Source organism: Tamlana sp. I1, from assembly GCF_015355625.1.
Lineage (GTDB): Bacteria > Bacteroidota > Bacteroidia > Flavobacteriales > Flavobacteriaceae > Pseudotamlana.
In genome coordinates this window covers 1-17,447 of sequence record NZ_JACLAF010000027.1, presented here as the reverse complement: position 1 = coordinate 17,447, position 17,447 = coordinate 1, and the positions used below count along the sequence as shown (strand labels likewise).

The window sequence follows — 17,447 nt, the reverse complement described above, 5'->3', positions numbered from 1 at the left end:
AATTCACTAATTTTCTGTATTTTCATAAACGTAAGAATAAGAAAACCCCGTTTTTGGCTCTGATCAGCCTTTTTCGGGGTTTTTATGTACTTAAATTTACGTAAAAATACTTGTATTTACAAGGGATGCGACGTTTTCTGAATGTGCCTTTTTAATAAGTAAAAGTGAATTAAACATTATCAACGATTCTATTTATTTTGATTACGATTTTCATCGTTCATTTTAATAGGATGTTGTCTAGAGTCAAAAACATCATTAATGATTATTTGATTGTCATTAATTCGATAAATTATTTTATAATTACCGCAAACCAAATATCTATGATTCTGTTTTAATTTTTCGAGATTAAACTCTAATTGACCAGATTCAGGGTTTTTTATTAATTGCCTGGTCGCACCAAGAATCTGTTTTCTTATTTTATGTGCAGTTTTGTTAGATACCTTATTCGAATAATAATCAAAAATGCCTTTAAGATTTTCGATAGCAAAGTCAGTCCAAATTATTTTCATTTATTTACCAGTCTGAAGAAAATTGTTCTAACTCGTCTTGAGTTTTAAAATTCCCTTTTTGAAAATCACTCTCAGATTGTTCAATTCTTCGAATTAATTCATCAACAGTAAAAGGCTTTAAATCAACTTGGCTTTCTTGTTTGCTTAAAATAAACTTTTCAATTCTTTCAATGAATTTTTCATCTTGCAACTGTGCGAGATATGATATTAAATTCAGTTTTCTTGTTTGTAAATCCATTAGGTTCATTTTTTCAAATTTACAAAAATATTCTATGTGATTTGTTCAACCTAAGTAATTCACACATTATCTTAAACGAAGGAACATCGCACAAAACCTTTTTAATAAGTAAAAGTATTCAACATCTAAAATCAATAATGTTAGCTTAATCCCTATCATGAATGTTCCTTATAAATACTGAGTATTAAAACTAAAAACACCCCTAAAATCCCACTAAAGGAATTCTAAGGGTGTCTTGCTCTGTTACTCACTTGAATCGTTTTCAATAATAATATTATTCTATATCGAGAACACCTCAATCAAAAAGCATATTCAAATTTAAATTCAGCTGACTAACGAAGCTTATTGTATTCTTACTCTAATTTGTCAGTTCGAGTGATGCGACCTTAGGAGCATTGTATCGAGAACACGTCAATCAAAAAGTCTTTTCAGCCTACAAAGTTAACTGCATTCCTACCCTAACATTTCTACCTTTTGTTGTGTAATGTGTTACCTCCACATAATCTTCATTTAAAATATTATCGATGCCTGCGAAAAATTTAACTTTATTATCAAGCGCTGTCTGGCTTACGTAGAAGTTAAACAAATTAAAACTCGCCAAAACCACATCGTTATTATCAAGTCTATCGCCTGTGTATTGGTAAGACAAAGAAGCAAATGTTTTAGGCGAAAAATCGTAACCTAAAAGAAGGTTTCCTTTGTGTTCTGGAATTCTTACAGCAGCTTCATCTATATTTTTTGCAAACATATAATTTGCTGTAATGCTCAAGTGTTTTAGCACTTTGGCATTGGCTTCAAACTCTGCCCCATTAAATCGAGCTAAATCTGCTGCATTTTGGTAGCCTAAAGTATAGTCGTAAATAAGAAAGTTTTTTTCTTCTCTGTTGAAATAAAGTCCGCTAAGGCGAAAATTATTAGAAAACTTAAACTCCAAACCAGCTTCAATCGTCTTATTTTCCTCTGGTTTTAAATCGGGATTTGCTCCAAAATAACCATATAATTGTGATAATGATGGTGCTATAAAAGAGGTGCTATACGAAGCAAAAACTTTACTGTAAGCGCCATTATCTTTCTTCATTACAAAAGATGGGTTTATATTATAAATGAAATGCGAACCATATTCGCTGTGGTTATTTAATCGCGCCCCCATATTCACATTCAATCCATATTTTGATACATAAACGAAATTCGCATAAGGATCTATAATTGTAAACGACTTTTCTTCATTAAACAAGGCTTCATTTTCAATGGCATTTACCCCAATAATGGTATAAAATGTATCATTAAAAACATACTTATTAAAAAGATCGGACACGTAATTTTTAGATTCAAAAACTGAAGGATAACTAGAAATAAACTCACGATCGTACTCCGAGTAAGCGGCATTAAAGTTCAAGCTTCCGTTTTTATATTTATACTCTCCAGAAAATCCAATACGCGATTGGTCGGTATTAAACTCATCATCGGTATCGGCTAGGTTAAAATTCGAATCATAACCATCAATATCAGAATTGGCATCGGTAAAATTTCCGAAAAGACGCATAGAAAAGGCTTCACTAAATTGGTAACCTAAAATAACATCGACACCATATTTTGAAAACGCATCTTTTTCATTTGCATCGGTAATAACCGCCGACATCCCGTCTGTATATTGCTGACTAAAAGCTGCGCGGTAAGTAAACTTATCTAAAGTTCCTCCAACAGTAACATGGTTATTAAAATCTTCAGCGTAGTATTTTTGACTGTCTTGCGATTGGTTAGTACCAATACTAGAACCAAAAATGGCACTAATTTTTTTCGAACTTGCTTTTTTAGTTGTAATATTTACAACGGCAGTTGCAGCGCCACTTCCGTATAAAGTACTGGCTGCACCTTTTATAATTTCGATAGATTCTATCTGACTTAAATTTAACAATCTAAAATCGTACTCGCCACTAATTTGCGAAGGATCGCTAACTTGTATCCCATCAATAACGACTAAAACTTGACGGTTACGTCCGCCACGAACATAAACGCCTAAATTTTGTCCAGCATTACTCCTGCTACCATTAATTTCGATACCTGTTTGGGCGTTAATTAATTCGGCAACGGTGCGTCCCTGATTTTTTTGAATATCTTTTTGAGATATTTTAATAACTGTTTTTCCTGAATTTTCACGCTTTAAAGCAAATCGTGAATCTGTAATAACAACTTCATCGAGTTGTTCCATTTTGGCTGAATCGTCTTGCTCTTGTGCAAAACCAACTAATGACATACCCAAACATAGGATACCAAATGCATGTAATTTTTTGTTCATTGTAAATGACTAATAAATCGAGAGTCGTATGGGGCTACCATCCGCAAACTTTTATCCCGAAAGTTTAACTTATTTTGTTTTGAATTTGGCAGGTCTCCTGACTTGCGTCTCCGTGCTGGTCTTCCCAAAGTTGTCATTGCGAAGCAAATTATATTTGCTATGGCAACCTCTTACTTCAGTGACACTAAAGTGTAACACGAATCTCTTTTAAAGAGATACCCAATCATGTTGGGTACTTAGCTTACAGTTGCGGGAACAGTTCTGGAATTGGCATTTTAACTTAAAAAAAGCAGTAAAAATAGCCGCACCAGATTCCCTTTTAATCCGTTCAATTGATTATTGTTCGAAACCAAAATTCGCTGCAAATGTACCACCAATTTTTAAAATCAAAATCATTTTTAAGCGATATTTCTCTAAAAAAGAATAATCTTTGTGTTTCTATTTAACACCTAGAATTTTATGATCTATTACATCACAGGAGGCGAACGCTCTGGTAAAAGTAGTTACGCCCAAAACCTAGCTTTATCCTTAACAAATAGCCCAAAATACATCGCAACTTCACGTATTTGGGACGACAATCATAAAAAACGCATTGATAGGCATATTGCCGATAGAGACAAACGTTGGACTTCTGTGGAAGAAGAAAAAGAAGTGGCTTTATACATAAACCCAAAAGAAGTGGTGGTGATTGATTGTGTAACTTTATGGCTCACAAACTTTTTTCTAGACACTAAAAACGACATTGAAAAAAGCTTAGAATTAGCTAAAATCGAATTCGATAAATTGCTAACTCTTGACGCAACAATTATTATCATTTCTAATGAAATTGGTATGGGCGTGCATGCACAAACCGAAGTGGGTAGAAAATTCACCGAACTTCAAGGCTGGATGAACCAACACATTGCAAAAAATGCCGATAAAGCCACCATGATGGTTTCTGGAATTCCTTTAACTTTAAAATAGCTTCAAAATGATTAAAACAGCATTAAAACAAGCACTTCAACACAAAATAGACACAAAAACAAAACCGCTTGGTGCCTTAGGAAAATTAGAAGATTTAGCTTTAAAAATAGGATGTATTCAAAATACAGAAACACCAAAAATTTCAAATCCGACTATAGTGGTTTTTGCTGCCGATCATGGAATTGCAGCCAAAGGTGAAGTGAATCCCTTTCCGCAGGAAGTTACAGCTCAAATGGTTTATAATTTTGTAAACGGCGGTGCAGCCATAAACGTGTTTAGCAAAACCAACGATGTTGGCTTAAAAGTGGTTGATGCTGGCGTGAATCATACTTTTGATGCCAATTTAAATATTATTGATGCTAAAATTGATTTTGGCACCAAAAATTATCAAATTGAACCTGCCATGAGCGCTGCGCAATGCGAAGAAGCTTTTAATAAGGCCGGAACTATTGTTGAAAATCTTCATAAAAACGGCTGTAACACCATTGGTTTTGGCGAAATGGGTATTAGCAACACCTCTTCTGCTGCTTTATTGATGAGCTATTTTACAAACACGCCTATTGAAAATTGTGTGGGATCGGGAACAGGTTTAAATCCCGAAGGTATTTCGGTAAAAGGAAAAATACTTGCAGAAGTTTACACGAAATACAACCCAAAAACCGCCCAAGAAGTATTGGCTACTTTTGGAGGTTTTGAAATTGCCATGCTTTGTGGAGCCATTCTAAAAGCGGCCGAATTAAACATGCTGATTGTTATTGATGGTTTTATTGTAACGGCTGCGCTTTTAGTAGCACAGGCCATTAATCCGAAGGTTTTAGATTATTGTGTTTTTGCGCATAATTCCAACGAACAAGGCCACAAAAAAATGTTAGAATTTTTAAATGCCGATCCGCTGTTGTCTTTAGGATTAAGACTTGGGGAAGGCACAGGCGCAGCTTTAGCCATACCGCTATTACGAGCTTCGGTTAATTTTTTAAATGAAATGGCAAGCTTTGAAAGTGCTGGCGTAAGTAACGAATCTTAAAACTAAAACAATAAAACATCTATAACTAAACTTGGTACACAAGGTAATAATTACATGAAAAGAGAGCTTCAAATATTTCTAACAGCTGTGATGTTTTTCACAAGAATTCCTTGTCCGAAATGGGTAAATCACGAACCTGAATTTTTAACAAAAAGCTCTAAATATTTTTCCTTAATAGGCATAATTGTTGGGTGTATTGGTGCACTTGTTTACTATGGAGCCTCTTTTATTTTTTCTACTGAAATAGCTATTGCCTTAAGTATGGTCGCTACAATTTACACTACAGGCGCTTTCCATGAAGATGGTTTCGCCGATGTTTGCGATGGTCTTGGTGGTGGTTGGACCAAAGAAAAAATACTGCTCATTATGAAGGATTCCCGACTAGGAACTTATGGCGCAGCAGGCTTGGGATTAATTCTTGCTATTAAATTTTTGGCTTTAAACGATATGCCAACTTTTTACATCCCATTAATTATTATTTCTGGGCATAGTTTAAGTCGTTTTATTGCCACAACGCTTATTTACACACATCCGTATGTGCGAGATACCGATGATAGTAAAGCCAAACCAGCAGCTAAAAGCATGAGTTTTTCTATGCTTGTAAGCTCTGCCATTTTTGGTGTTTTACCTTTATTCTTTTTTAAAACACCCCTTATTTTTTTAGCCATTATCCCTTGCTATTTAGCCAAAATGTATTTGGCGGCAAAGTTTAAAAAATGGCTTGGCGGACAAACAGGCGATTGTGCAGGCGCGGTTCAGCAATTTTCTGAAGTTATATTTTACCTAAGTGTTTTGGCATTATGGAAATTTATCTAATTAGACATACCACGCCAGAGGTAGAAAAAGGCATTTGCTACGGTCAATCCGATTTGGATTTGGTTGAAAATCACCTTGAAGAATTTAAAAACATTGCTTTAAAAATTCCGAAGAAAACAGACTTCATAGTCTATTCTAGCCCTTTAAAAAGATGTGCTTTGCTAGCTAAAACCTTTAATGAATTGGTTGTTTTTGATGATCGGCTGAAGGAACTTCACTTTGGCGATTGGGAGCTAAAACCTTGGAACGACATTTCTGAAAAGGAATTAAACCCATGGATGAAGGATTTTGTAAACACAGCAGTTCCCAATGGAGAATCGTACACCCAACTGGCATCACGGGTGCATATTTTTTTTGAAACCATTAGAGCTTCAAAAGAAAAGAAAGATTTAATAATCGTTTCTCATGCTGGTCCCATCCGCGCATTTCTTGCACAGATGTTAGACATCCCTTTAAAAGATTCTTTTAAAATAAAAATAAATTATGGGGATGTGTTTCATTTAAATCTGAATAATGAAACATTTAAATTAATAACTGAAATCGATTTATAAGTTCTCGATACAACGCTCCTAAAGTCGCATCACTCGAACTGACATTACACTAACTTTGTCTCTTCGAGTGATTTCGTTTTTTCTTCGAAATTGTATCGAGAAGCTTCATAACAATAATTTATATGATGTTTTTTAAATCTGTTCTCGATACAACGCTCCTAAGGTCGCATCACTCGAACTGACATTAAGCTAACTTTGTCTCTTCGAGTGATTTCGATTTTTCTTCGAAATTGTATCGACAAGCTTCATAGCAATAATATATATGTTGTTTCTAAAATCTGTTCTCGATACAATGCTCCTAAAGTCGCATCACTCGAACTGACATTATACTAGCTTTGTCTCTTCGAGTGATTTCGATTTTTCTTCGAAATTGTATCGAGAAGCTTCATAGCAATAATTTGTATAATGTTTTTTAAATCTGTTATCGATACAACGCGCCTAAAGTCGCTTCACTCGAACTGACATACACTAGCTTTTGTCTCTTCGAGTGATTTCGATTTTTCTTCGAAATCGTATCGAGAAGCTTCATAGCAATAATATATATGTTGTTTCTAAAATCTGTTCTCGATACAATGCGCCTAAAGTCGCATCACTCGAACTGACAATGCTAGCTTTTGTCTCTTCGAGTGATTTCGGTTTTTCTTCGAAATCGTATCAAGAAGCATCATAGCAATAATATAAATGTTGTTTCTAAAATCTGTTCTCGATACAACGCTCCTAAGGTCGCGTCACTCGAACTGACATTAAACTAACTTTGTCTCTTCGAGTGATTTCGGTTTTTCTTCGAAATCGTATCAAGAAGCATCATAGCAATAATATAAATGTTGTTTCTAAAATCTGTTCTCGATACGATGCTCCTAAAATCGCATCACTCGAACTGACAATGCTAGCTTTTGTCTCTTCGAGTGATTTCGATTTTACTTCGAAATTGTATCGAGAAGCTTCATAGCAATAATATATATGTTGTTTCTAAAATCTGTTCTCGATACGATGCTCCTAAAGTCGCATCACTCGAACTGACATTAAACTAACTTTGTCTCTTCGAGTGATTTCGATTTTTCTTCGAAATCGTATCGAGAAGCCTAATTTTTAAGCTTCAAATTAGCAAAATTATAATTACTTGAAACAGATTTGTTTTCAATTTCAACTTCAACTTTATTCTTGAAAAAAGGTGCGTTTACAACCAAAGTATGAAATTCGCCATTTTCGCCACAGGCATCTATACCCATATTTTCAAGTTGCTCAACCAAATCATTGGTTATGGTTTCTCCTAAGAAATCGGGGCCTAAGTCTTGATTACACGACACAATAATGGCTTCAATCCCAGCATCAATCATTTCTAAAACCAGTTGTTTTCGGTTGCCTTGCCACAATGGCAAAATCGCTTCTAGATTCGCTGCTGCCGAAACTTTTTCTTCCCATGCACGATGCGATTCAATGTCAATATCACCAAAAACAGCATGCGAAATGGGAAAGGTTTCTACAATTTTGTTTAAATTTTCAATGTACTTCGCTTCATAATCTGTCCATGTGCTGCTAAAAAAATGGATGGGCAGATTTAAAGCTTCCGCCTGAGCTTGTAAAACTTCTTTCGGAATGCCGTGAGACCTAGATCTGTCACCAAATTCATTCATCACATTTAAAAGCACCGTAGGTTTATAACCCAATTGCATGGCTTTATAAAAGGCATAACAACTATCTTTTCCACCACTCCAAGAACACAAAAAATTCATCTTAATTAATTTAATTTGCTCAAAAGTAACCTTAAGTATGCGGTAATACAAAAAAATTAATGACCTTTGAAATTCAATTTTATTTCATGCGTTTTTTAATTTTACTATCCCTTAGTTTTCTTTTTTTAACTTCCTGTAAAGAGGAAAAAAAAAGCAATAATGTCATTACTGACAAAGAAATAACCTCTGAAAACATTAAGTACGCCAAAGGTTTTTCAATTAGCTATCACGAAAATTACACCGAAATTATAGTGACCTCGCCTTGGGCTAGAAGCCAAGAAGCCTTTCGTTATATTATTGTAGATAATGTTGAAGCTATCCCCGAATTTTATGAATCGGCAGTTGTCATTCAGCGTCCAGTTTCCAAAGTAGTCGCCATGTCTACCACCAACATTCCTACTTTAGAATATTTAAAAGTTGACGATCGTTTAGTTGGATTTCCTAGCACTAAATTTATTTCTTCGGAAAAAACGCGTGCTCGCATTGATAATGGCGAAATAAAAGATTTAAACAACGATTTAGAGATTAACATGGAATTATTTCTAGATCTGCAACCCGATTTAGTGATTGCTTTTACCGTAAACGGAAAAAATAAATCATTAAAACAAATTGAAAAATTTGGAATTCCAGTTGTTATTGATGGGTCTTGGACAGAAGAGCATCCGCTTGGTCGCGCCGAATGGATTAAATTTATTGCGGCTTTTTTCAATAAAAAAGAGGAAGCTGATAAAATTTTCAACGAAATAGAAACCAGTTATTTAGAAGCAAAAAAATTGGCTTTGAATGTAAAATATAAACCCGTTGTTTTTTCAGGCTCTATGTTTAACGATGTTTGGAATGTGCCTGGAGGTAAAAGTTTTGTTGCCAAATATTTAGAAGATGCCAACACCGATTATTTATGGAAAAATGATCCTTCTAATGGTAGTATTCAACTTAATTTCGAGAATGTTCTAGAAAAAGCCCATCAAGCCGAATTATGGATTGGAGCAGGGTCTTTTCAAACACTTGAACAGATGAAAAATCAGCATAAAGGCTATAGTTATTTTGATGCTTATAAAAACAAAAACATCTATACATACACCAATAAAATTGGACCAAAAGGTGGGTTACTATATTATGAATTAGGCCCATTAAGACCCGATATTATTCTAAAAGATATTATTAATATTGCACATCCAGAATTATTAGAAAATTACGAAAACTACTTTTTTAAACGCTTAGAATAATTGCAAACAACTCACAGATATAAGTTCATCTTTTTAGCATTAATTTTGCTTCTCCTCTTCTGTTTTTTTGTAAACATAAGTTTGGGCTCTGTGTCTATTCCAAATGCAGCTATTTTTAATAGCATTTTTGGGAGTATCGATAATAATTCTTGGCATCATATTATTATAAATTACCGATTCCCAAAAGCTTTAACCGCTGTTATGGTAGGCTCTGGTTTAGGCATTTCTGGGTTAATGATGCAAACCCTGTTTCGTAATCCATTAGCAGGCCCTTTCGTGCTTGGTATTACTTCTGGCGCCAGTTTAGGTGTTGCAATCGTTACTATGGGAACTTCTCTTTTTGGTGGACTCCTTCTCGGTCTTCTAGCTTCAAAATGGACCTTAGTTATGGCAGCCACTTTAGGGAGTTTTTTAGTATTACTTACGGTATTAATTGTCTCTACAAAAGTTAGAGACGCTATGGCCATTTTAATTATCGGGCTCATGTTTGGCAGTATTTCTGGAGCTATTGTAAACGTCTTATCTTATTTTAGTTCGGCAGAAGAATTGCAACAATATTTTTTCTGGGGCTTTGGTAGTTTGGGGAATTTATCATGGCAGGAAGTCCTGATCCTTTTTGTTCTTTATGCCATCGGCATTTTATTAAGTTTAACCGCCATAAAAAGTTTAAACTCCTTATTATTGGGCGAAAATTATGCTAAAAGTTTAGGTTTAAATATTAAAAAAAGCCGATTATTAATTATAATTTCAACCAGTTTATTGGCCGGAACCATTACCGCTTTTGCAGGACCTATCGCTTTTATTGGCTTAGCCATTCCGCATATAACAAGACAGGTTTTTAACACCTCGAATCATAAAATTTTATTGCCTGCCGTGTTTTTATTTGGCGCCGTAATCATGCTTATTTGCGATAGCATTGCACAATTGCCTTCTAGCGATTACACGCTACCTATTAACGCGATAACCTCTTTAATTGGAGCGCCTGTTGTAATTTGGTTATTGGTTAGAAAACGAAAAATGATGTTTTAATGGGAGCAATAAACACAGATATCGTCCTAAAAACTGAAGATTTAGCTATTGGTTATGCTTCAAAAAATGAACGCACCCTTATTGGTTCAAACATCAATATAGAATTACGAAAAGGAGAACTCGTAGGGTTAATTGGTGCAAACGGCATAGGAAAATCAACTTTACTGCGTTCATTAACCAGCGTACAACCCAAATTAAGTGGCAACATTTTAATTAACAATAAAACTTTAGAACGTTATTCAAATTTAGGGTTAGCAAAAGTGCTTAGTTTAGTGCTTACCGAGCCTTTAGCCTCTAAAAACCTAACCGTTTTTGAATTGGTGGCTTTAGGAAGACAGCCGTATACAAATTGGGTGGGGAGTTTTTCAAAAGATGATATTGACATTGTAAATCAAGCCCTTTCTCAAATAAATATTGAAGCGCTTAAAGACAAAAAATGTTTCGAACTTAGTGATGGACAACTTCAAAAAGCCATGATTGCACGGGCATTAGCTCAAGATACCGATTTGATAATTCTAGATGAACCAACCACGCATTTAGACATGTATCACAAAGCATACATTTTAAAACTGCTACAAAAACTGGCTAAAGAGACTCAAAAAACCATATTATTTTCTTCACATGAAATTGATTTAGCCATCCAGCTGTGTGATAAATTGATTGTGATGACCGATAAAAATGTGGTTTCAGACGAACCTTGCAACCTGATTTCAAAAGGCACATTCGATACTTTATTCCCTGAAGATTTAATTGCTTTTGATGCGAATACAGGAAGTTTTCGGGTGAAAAAATAACATTTTCAGTTTTAAACAAAAACAACTACCTTTAAGTGTTTGATTTACCGAAAATTACAACACGAATTCTCCTTATAAAAAAATTAAAAGCAGACCTGAATTTTTATTCCATTCATTTGGGTAAAAAATGGCATTGATAACTTTTAATTTTCAATCAAATGAAATCTAAATTCATAATTGCTATTAGTAGTACCCTATTACTGGTTCTGGCCTATGTCTCCATAACTTTTTCTTTATCTGAAGCAACCCCAATATCTCCAAAACTCGTTATAAGTAATATATCATGCACGCCTGCAAAGTATTTGTTAGAAGACATAGATTCCACGAAACAAATTTCACCATTGTTTAATAATTTAGGAAAGCTCCATTTTGAAGTCACCGCCAAGAATACAAGAGCTCAAGCTTTCTTTAATCAAGGTTTAAAATTATCTTATGCCTTTAATCATGCCGAATCACACCGTTCCTTTATGGAAGCCGCACGCTTAGACCCTGATATGGCTATGGCATTCTGGGGACAAGCATTTGCCTTGGGCCCTAATATAAATGATCCTATACCAACCGATGAGCGCAAAATAAAAATTAACGAAGCTATTACAAAAGCCCTTATTTTAATACCAAAGGCCAGTAAGAAAGAACAAGAACTCATAAAAGCGCTTTCTTTAAGGTATAGTAATGATTTCAAAGCGAATCCAGAATCGCTAAATACGGCCTACATGAAAGCCATGGAAACCGTATTGAAACACTTTCCTGAAGATGCTAATATTCAAATTCTATATGCCGCTTCGGTTATGAATACCGTGCCGTGGAATTATTGGGATAAAAATGGAAACCCTTCTCCAAATATTAAAGAAGCGAAAGCTGCCCTGGAAAAAGCCATGGTTCTAGAACCTGAAAACCCAGGAGCCCACCATTATTTTATCCATATGGTTGAACTTCCTTATCCCGATACGGGGGTAACAAGTGCCGACAAACTCGCTTCGCTAATGCCTGGAGCTGGACATATTGTACACATGCCTTCTCATATTTATATACGTGTTGGCAGATACAAAGACGCTGTTACGACTAACCAAAAAGCCATTTTAGCAGATGAAGATTATATATCACAATGCTTTTCGCAAGGCCTATACCCGCTTGGTTATTATCCGCATAACATTCATTTTTTATGGTCGTCGGCGAGTTTATTAGGCGCCAGCGATATTGCCATTGATGCCGCAAAAAAAACAGCCGAAAAAGTGCCCATGGGCGAATTTTTAGAAATGCCCTTCTTACAAGATTTTGCAACCACTCCATTACTTGCATACACACGTTTTGGTAAGTGGAACGACATATTAACCATTCCTGCACCAAGTCCAAAAATTAAACATCTTAACCTGATGCGACACTATGCGCGAGGCATAGCATTTATAAGAAAAGGAAATATCGATAAAGCCCAAATAGAGTTAGATAAAATTGAAACCCTGAAAAATGATCCTGAATTAGAAACCTTGGTTGCCACAGCAAATAATCCTTCCGTACATTCAGCTAATATTGCTTTTGAGGTCGTTTCAGGAGAATTAGAGGCCGCAAAAGGAAATTTAAATCAAGCCATCGCTCATCTAAAAAAGGCTGTAGTTTTTGAAGATGCCCTGGTATACACCGAACCCGCAGCTTGGCACATTCCGACTCGACAAAATTTAGGAGCCATCTTAATGAAGGCTAAGAAATATAAAGAAGCCGAACATATTTACAAAGAAGATTTGAACATCCTGAGACAGAATGGCTGGTCATTAATGGGCTTATACAATAGCCTAATTGCTCAAGATAAAACAATAGAAGCGCAGAGCATAAAAACTGAGTTTGACGAAGCTTGGAAAGATGCCGATATCACCATAGTTAATTCAATTTTATAACTAAAATGCACTTAAATTATTTAATTTATTTTATAATTTAAGGATTATCATGAATTCCTAAAAATGTTATTAAATTGAATCTTGAGATTAATTCTTAAATCTAAAAAATATATATTTGAATATATTTCTTATTTAAATGAACGACAGTCTTATTTTAATTCTCGCCATACTAATTTCGGCAGCTTTTGGTAGTTATTTAGGCATGCTAATTTCCAAACTTAAAAGTAAAAGTGAAAAAAGTACTTTGGAAGAACGCAATGCCAATTTACAACAACAATTAGTCGGTTTTAAACAGCAAGCCGATGAAGAACGCATCAAACAACAAAACCAGTTTACTGCTCAAATAGACGAATTAAAAGGAAGTATTCTTAAAATTGAAGGCGAACGCGAAAGTATTCGTCGTGAAAAAGATTTTTTAAATGAAGAATTAACTCGAAAAAATACAGAGTTTGAAAACCTTCAGCTAAAAAATGAAGAACAAAAAAGTGAAGTAGAAAAACTTCAGGAAAAATTCACCAAAGAATTTGAAAATCTAGCTAATAAAATTCTAGATGAAAAATCTGAAAAATTCACTCTTCAGAATAAAGAAAACATCAAAAATATTTTAAATCCGCTTCAAGAGAAAATCAAAACTTTTGAAGAAAAAGTCGATTCATCTCAAAAGGAAAGTCTAATGATGCATTCGGCATTAAAAGAGCAATTATTAGGCTTAAAAGACTTAAATCAGCAAATAACAAAAGAAACGACCAACCTTACCCGTGCCCTAAAAGGTGACAGCAAAATGCAAGGAAACTGGGGCGAACTGGTTTTAGAACGTGTTTTAGAAAAGTCTGGACTAGAGAAAGATAGAGAGTATTTTGTACAACAAAATTTTACGAGAGAAGACGGCTCTCGCGTATTGCCCGATGTGGTTTTAAACCTGCCAGACGGTAAAAAAATGATTATTGACAGTAAGGTATCTTTAACCGATTACGAGCGCTTGGTAAATGCCGAGGACGAAGAAAAATCAATACATTTAAAAGCACATGTCAATTCTATAAAGCGTCATGTAGACCAACTTTCCGAAAAGAATTATCAGGATCTTTACGATATAGAATCACCAGATTTCGTATTGATGTTTATTCCTATCGAACCTGCTTTTGCGGTGGTTGTTCATGAGGATAATTCCATTTACAATAAAGCTTTCGAGAAGAATATTGTAATTGTAACCCCTTCAACACTTTTAGCGACTTTACGTACCATTGATACCATGTGGAACAATGAGAAACAGCAAAGAAATGCTTTAGAAATTGCGAGACAAGCTGGTTCGCTTTACGATAAATTTGAAGGTTTGGTAACCGATTTAACAGGCGTTGGAAAAAAGATTGATGCTGCCAAAAGCGATTATTCTTCTGCGATGAATAAATTAGTTGACGGCCGCGGAAATATTATAACGAGTATTGAAAAACTTAAAAAAATGGGAGCGAAAGCCAAAAAATCACTTCCAGAAGCCATTATTAAACGCGCTGAAGACGACAGCATCTAAATAATAAATTGAATATGAAAGTACTTTTTAAAATTTTAATTGCCATAATTCTTGTAGCCGCTGGCTATTTCTGTTTTTTATACTTTGCACATTATAGCGAAGGGGTTAGAGCTGGCGAATTGGTTAAATTCACGAAAAAAGGCATGGTAATAAAAACCTGGGAAGGTCAGATAAGTCAAGGCGTTTCCGAATCTCAATTCTTTGAATTCTCTGTTGAAAAAGGCGAGCAAGGTGTAATTGACGATCTTAATAGTTTTCAAGGAGAATATGTAAAACTTCACTATTTCGAACGCTACAGAAACCTCTTTTGGCTTGGTCATACCAAATACTTTGTAACCAAAGTTGAAAAAATCAAAAAACACGAAAAAAACAATCTAATCAACCCATAAAAAAAATTATATGTTTAAACACGCTACAGAATCGCAAGTTTCTATAACCCAGCTCATGCTGCCATCTCACTCTAATTTTAGTGGTAAAATTCATGGAGGACATATATTAGGCTTAATGGATCAGATTGCCTTTGCCTGTGCTTCAAAGCATTCGAGACATTATTGTGTGACAGCATCTGTTAATCGAGTGGATTTTCTTAATCCTATTGAAGTTGGTGAATTGGTCACGTTAAAAGCATCTATAAACTACACAGGTAATACCTCTATGGTGGTTGGTCTACGCGTAGAATCGCAAAATATTCAAACTGGTGAGGTTAAGCATTGTAATTCCTCTTATTTCACCATGGTCGCCAAAGACGAAAATGGAAATAATGTGCCTGTTCCAGGACTCATTTTAGACGATAAACAAAGCATACGACGCTTTGCTAGAAGTATTGCAAGACAAGAGCAGTCAAAATCTAGAACCTCCACATTTAAGGCATCAGAGTTTATAATGGAAGAACACCTCGCGTTGTTAAAAAATCAAAATGCTAAAATAGCATTATAAAAAAAGCCTGTCCTAAAAGTTAAAACGATCGTCATGCTATGCGTGGCACAGGATCTCACCACATCGTGATTCAATATTGATGTTAATATGAAATAAATTCAGATTGACGTAAAATGAACTTTTAAAACAGCGGCTGCGAAAATTTTAGATCTTTCTTTTGATGCTTAACTAAACACCTCCCTTAATCCCTCCTTTCTAGGAGGGAAACTCTTACCCTAAAAAAGACTCAAAAATTTGGTAATTCTTGCATTACAGTTTTCCCTTTAAAAAGAAGGAATAAAGGGGTGTGACATTAGTCTTATAATTGGGTATAATAATTTAAACTGAATATGCTATACTTCACAGTTATAAACAAGCAAAAAATAACCAAACACAATTTTAATTCACTAAAAATCATAACCATTAGTGAATACACTCGTATTATTCATATATTTGAACAAAGCTTAAGTTATGTATGAAAGGATAATATCAAATAAAATTGAGAAAAAAATAGGTAAAGGGAAAGCTATTATTCTAATTGGCCCTAGACAAGTAGGAAAGACAACTTTAATTAAGAAATTAATAGACGACAAAAAACACCTCTTCCTAGATGCTGATGACCCAACAGTTAGGAGCATCTTAAGTAATCCTAACACAGAACAGATTAAAAGCATTATAGGTTCTAATAAAATTATATTTATAGATGAAGCTCAGAGAATACCCGGAATTGGAATAACACTAAAAATAATAACAGATCAATTTAAAGATGTACAACTATTGGTAAGCGGTTCATCCTCATTTGATTTATCTAGAGAACTTAATGAACCATTAACGGGTCGAAAATGGGAATACGAATTATTTCCTATATGCTGGGAGGAACTTGAAAACAAACACGGATATCTTGTTTCAGAACAACAAGTTGAGAATCGAATGTTATATGGATTCTATCCTGATGTTTTAAACAATCCTGGCGAGGAACAAGAAGTTCTTAAACAATTAGTAAATAGTTATTTATTCAGAGATATACTAGCTTATTCTAATATTAGAAAACCTGAAGTTTTAGAAAAGCTTGTCCAAGCACTAGCTCTACAACTGGGAAGCGAAGTAAACTACAATGAACTCGCTCAAATTGTTGGTGTCGATAAAAATACTGTTTCAAATTATATTGACATATTACAAAAAGGATACGTAGTATTTAAATTAGACAGTTTTAGTAGAAATTTAAGAAATGAAATAAAAAAGAATAAGAAAATTTATTTCTATGACAATGGTGTTAGAAATATGGTTTTAGGAAACTTCAATTCATTAAACCTTAGACAAGATACAGGTGCATTGTGGGAGAACTTTTTGATATCAGAAAGACATAAACAAAATACTTACAAAAACACCTATACCAAAATGTATTTTTGGAGAACCAAGCAACAACAAGAAGTTGATTTAGTTGAAGAAAATAATGGAATTATTACCGGATTTGAATTTAAGTGGAATGCAAGGAAAAAAATAAGATTGCCAAAAACGTTCGTAAATGAATATAATGCAAACGAAGAAATAGTTGATAGAACTAATTTTAGAAAGTTTATAACAATCTAAAATACCGGTTTTCAACAAGCTGTATAATTAATAGCGAGTTCGAGCTTGCTTACAAAAATCCTCGGAAATTTTCTATTCGTTTTTTAGTTGCAAATCCCGTGCTTAAACCACGCCACTAATCATATACAAAACCATTATAAGAATCCTATTTTTCCGTTAAAAGCAAAAAAACTAGTAGAAGTAGGCGCATTCAGAATTTAGCTTAATTACATAATAATCAAATATAAAAACCAAAAATTGATTAAATATCAGTCTTGGTTTTTTGTTTTTTTATTAAAATCTTGATGCATTAGAGTTTTTAGGTGCTAATTGAACATAGGTATCCCTGTGAAGTCTTTAAAACAACTAA

16 protein-coding genes and 1 riboswitch are annotated in these 17,447 nt (G+C 34.4%); of the genes, 12 read left to right on the top strand and 4 right to left on the bottom strand.

What is annotated here, in order from left to right; genetic code table 11:
• Positions 1-188: 188 nt before the first annotated feature.
• The 3 genes from H6X70_RS16685 to H6X70_RS16675 all read right to left on the bottom strand — a co-directional run bounded on the left by H6X70_RS16685 (position 189) and on the right by H6X70_RS16675 (position 3,043).
• Positions 189-509, bottom strand: a complete 321-nt coding sequence (locus H6X70_RS16685) for a type II toxin-antitoxin system RelE/ParE family toxin (RefSeq protein WP_194768832.1) — start codon at positions 507-509, stop codon at positions 189-191.
• 4 nt (positions 510-513) lie between these two features.
• Entirely contained in the window at positions 514-747 is a 234-nt protein-coding gene (locus tag H6X70_RS16680; protein ID WP_194768831.1) for a hypothetical protein, read from the bottom strand.
• Between the two features lie 433 nt (positions 748-1,180).
• Positions 1,181-3,043: a TonB-dependent receptor plug domain-containing protein gene (locus tag H6X70_RS16675; protein ID WP_194768830.1), complete on the bottom strand. Its 1,863-nt coding sequence runs from the start codon at positions 3,041-3,043 to the stop codon at positions 1,181-1,183.
• 69 nt (positions 3,044-3,112) lie between these two features.
• A riboswitch (cobalamin riboswitch) is annotated at positions 3,113-3,412 on the bottom strand.
• Between the two features lie 90 nt (positions 3,413-3,502).
• Here H6X70_RS16675 and H6X70_RS16670 point away from each other — a divergent pair.
• Genes H6X70_RS16670 through cobC form a run of 4 tightly spaced genes read left to right on the top strand, consistent with a single transcriptional unit; the run spans position 3,503 to position 6,397 of the window.
• A complete protein-coding gene (locus H6X70_RS16670; RefSeq protein WP_194768829.1) occupies positions 3,503-4,006 on the top strand; it encodes a bifunctional adenosylcobinamide kinase/adenosylcobinamide-phosphate guanylyltransferase in 504 nt (167 codons plus the stop codon).
• Between the two features lie 7 nt (positions 4,007-4,013).
• Positions 4,014-5,030, top strand: a complete 1,017-nt coding sequence (gene cobT, locus H6X70_RS16665) for a nicotinate-nucleotide--dimethylbenzimidazole phosphoribosyltransferase (RefSeq protein WP_194768828.1) — start codon at positions 4,014-4,016, stop codon at positions 5,028-5,030.
• Between the two features lie 54 nt (positions 5,031-5,084).
• Complete coding sequence (locus H6X70_RS16660) at positions 5,085-5,846, top strand: adenosylcobinamide-GDP ribazoletransferase (RefSeq protein ID WP_194768827.1); 762 nt, start codon at positions 5,085-5,087, stop codon at positions 5,844-5,846.
• The gene (gene cobC / locus H6X70_RS16655) at positions 5,831-6,397 is read left to right on the top strand and encodes an alpha-ribazole phosphatase (protein WP_194768826.1); all 567 of its coding nucleotides are present in this window, start codon (positions 5,831-5,833) and stop codon (positions 6,395-6,397) included. Before H6X70_RS16660 ends, cobC begins: the two co-directional genes overlap by 16 nt.
• Before the next feature lie 1,082 nt (positions 6,398-7,479).
• Here the strand turns inward: cobC and H6X70_RS16650 are convergent.
• Positions 7,480-8,130, bottom strand: coding sequence for a diphthine--ammonia ligase (locus H6X70_RS16650; protein WP_194768825.1), 651 nt, complete (start codon positions 8,128-8,130; stop codon positions 7,480-7,482).
• A gap of 86 nt (positions 8,131-8,216) precedes the next feature.
• On the opposite strand from H6X70_RS16650, the gene H6X70_RS16645 reads away from it, so the two are divergent.
• The 8 genes from H6X70_RS16645 (at position 8,217) to H6X70_RS16610 (ending at position 17,098) form a co-directional block, all read left to right on the top strand.
• Positions 8,217-9,356, top strand: coding sequence for an ABC transporter substrate-binding protein (locus H6X70_RS16645; RefSeq protein WP_194768824.1), 1,140 nt, complete (start codon positions 8,217-8,219; stop codon positions 9,354-9,356).
• Entirely contained in the window at positions 9,357-10,385 is a 1,029-nt protein-coding gene (locus H6X70_RS16640; protein ID WP_194768823.1) for a FecCD family ABC transporter permease, read from the top strand.
• Positions 10,385-11,179, top strand: coding sequence for an ABC transporter ATP-binding protein (locus H6X70_RS16635; RefSeq protein WP_194768822.1), 795 nt, complete (start codon positions 10,385-10,387; stop codon positions 11,177-11,179). The genes H6X70_RS16640 and H6X70_RS16635 overlap by 1 nt, the downstream gene beginning before the upstream one ends.
• Before the next feature lie 158 nt (positions 11,180-11,337).
• Complete coding sequence (locus tag H6X70_RS16630) at positions 11,338-13,068, top strand: tetratricopeptide repeat protein (protein WP_194768821.1); 1,731 nt, start codon at positions 11,338-11,340, stop codon at positions 13,066-13,068.
• Between the two features lie 136 nt (positions 13,069-13,204).
• Complete coding sequence (gene rmuC / locus H6X70_RS16625) at positions 13,205-14,593, top strand: DNA recombination protein RmuC (protein ID WP_194768820.1); 1,389 nt, start codon at positions 13,205-13,207, stop codon at positions 14,591-14,593.
• A gap of 14 nt (positions 14,594-14,607) precedes the next feature.
• Entirely contained in the window at positions 14,608-14,982 is a 375-nt protein-coding gene (locus H6X70_RS16620; RefSeq protein ID WP_194768819.1) for a 6-phosphogluconate dehydrogenase, read from the top strand.
• A gap of 10 nt (positions 14,983-14,992) precedes the next feature.
• Positions 14,993-15,529 carry an acyl-CoA thioesterase gene (locus H6X70_RS16615; RefSeq protein WP_194768818.1) on the top strand — a complete coding sequence of 179 codons (537 nt, stop codon included), beginning with the start codon at positions 14,993-14,995 and terminating at the stop codon, positions 15,527-15,529.
• A gap of 450 nt (positions 15,530-15,979) precedes the next feature.
• Entirely contained in the window at positions 15,980-17,098 is a 1,119-nt protein-coding gene (locus tag H6X70_RS16610) for an ATP-binding protein (RefSeq protein WP_194768817.1), read from the top strand.
• The last annotated feature ends 349 nt before the right edge of the window (positions 17,099-17,447 follow it).

Coding starts and splice junctions, on each gene's coding strand:
- H6X70_RS16610 (WP_194768817.1), top strand. CDS start 15,980: ATGTATGAAAGGATAATATCAAATAAAATTGAGAAAAAAATAGGTAAA.
- H6X70_RS16680 (WP_194768831.1), bottom strand. CDS start 747: ATGGATTTACAAACAAGAAAACTGAATTTAATATCATATCTCGCACAG.
- H6X70_RS16635 (WP_194768822.1), top strand. CDS start 10,385: ATGGGAGCAATAAACACAGATATCGTCCTAAAAACTGAAGATTTAGCT.
- cobC (WP_194768826.1), top strand. CDS start 5,831: ATGGAAATTTATCTAATTAGACATACCACGCCAGAGGTAGAAAAAGGC.
- H6X70_RS16615 (WP_194768818.1), top strand. CDS start 14,993: ATGTTTAAACACGCTACAGAATCGCAAGTTTCTATAACCCAGCTCATG.
- H6X70_RS16645 (WP_194768824.1), top strand. CDS start 8,217: ATGCGTTTTTTAATTTTACTATCCCTTAGTTTTCTTTTTTTAACTTCC.
- rmuC (WP_194768820.1), top strand. CDS start 13,205: ATGAACGACAGTCTTATTTTAATTCTCGCCATACTAATTTCGGCAGCT.
- H6X70_RS16660 (WP_194768827.1), top strand. CDS start 5,085: ATGAAAAGAGAGCTTCAAATATTTCTAACAGCTGTGATGTTTTTCACA.
- H6X70_RS16620 (WP_194768819.1), top strand. CDS start 14,608: ATGAAAGTACTTTTTAAAATTTTAATTGCCATAATTCTTGTAGCCGCT.
- H6X70_RS16650 (WP_194768825.1), bottom strand. CDS start 8,130: ATGAATTTTTTGTGTTCTTGGAGTGGTGGAAAAGATAGTTGTTATGCC.
- H6X70_RS16685 (WP_194768832.1), bottom strand. CDS start 509: ATGAAAATAATTTGGACTGACTTTGCTATCGAAAATCTTAAAGGCATT.
- H6X70_RS16670 (WP_194768829.1), top strand. CDS start 3,503: ATGATCTATTACATCACAGGAGGCGAACGCTCTGGTAAAAGTAGTTAC.
- H6X70_RS16675 (WP_194768830.1), bottom strand. CDS start 3,043: ATGAACAAAAAATTACATGCATTTGGTATCCTATGTTTGGGTATGTCA.
- H6X70_RS16630 (WP_194768821.1), top strand. CDS start 11,338: ATGAAATCTAAATTCATAATTGCTATTAGTAGTACCCTATTACTGGTT.
- cobT (WP_194768828.1), top strand. CDS start 4,014: ATGATTAAAACAGCATTAAAACAAGCACTTCAACACAAAATAGACACA.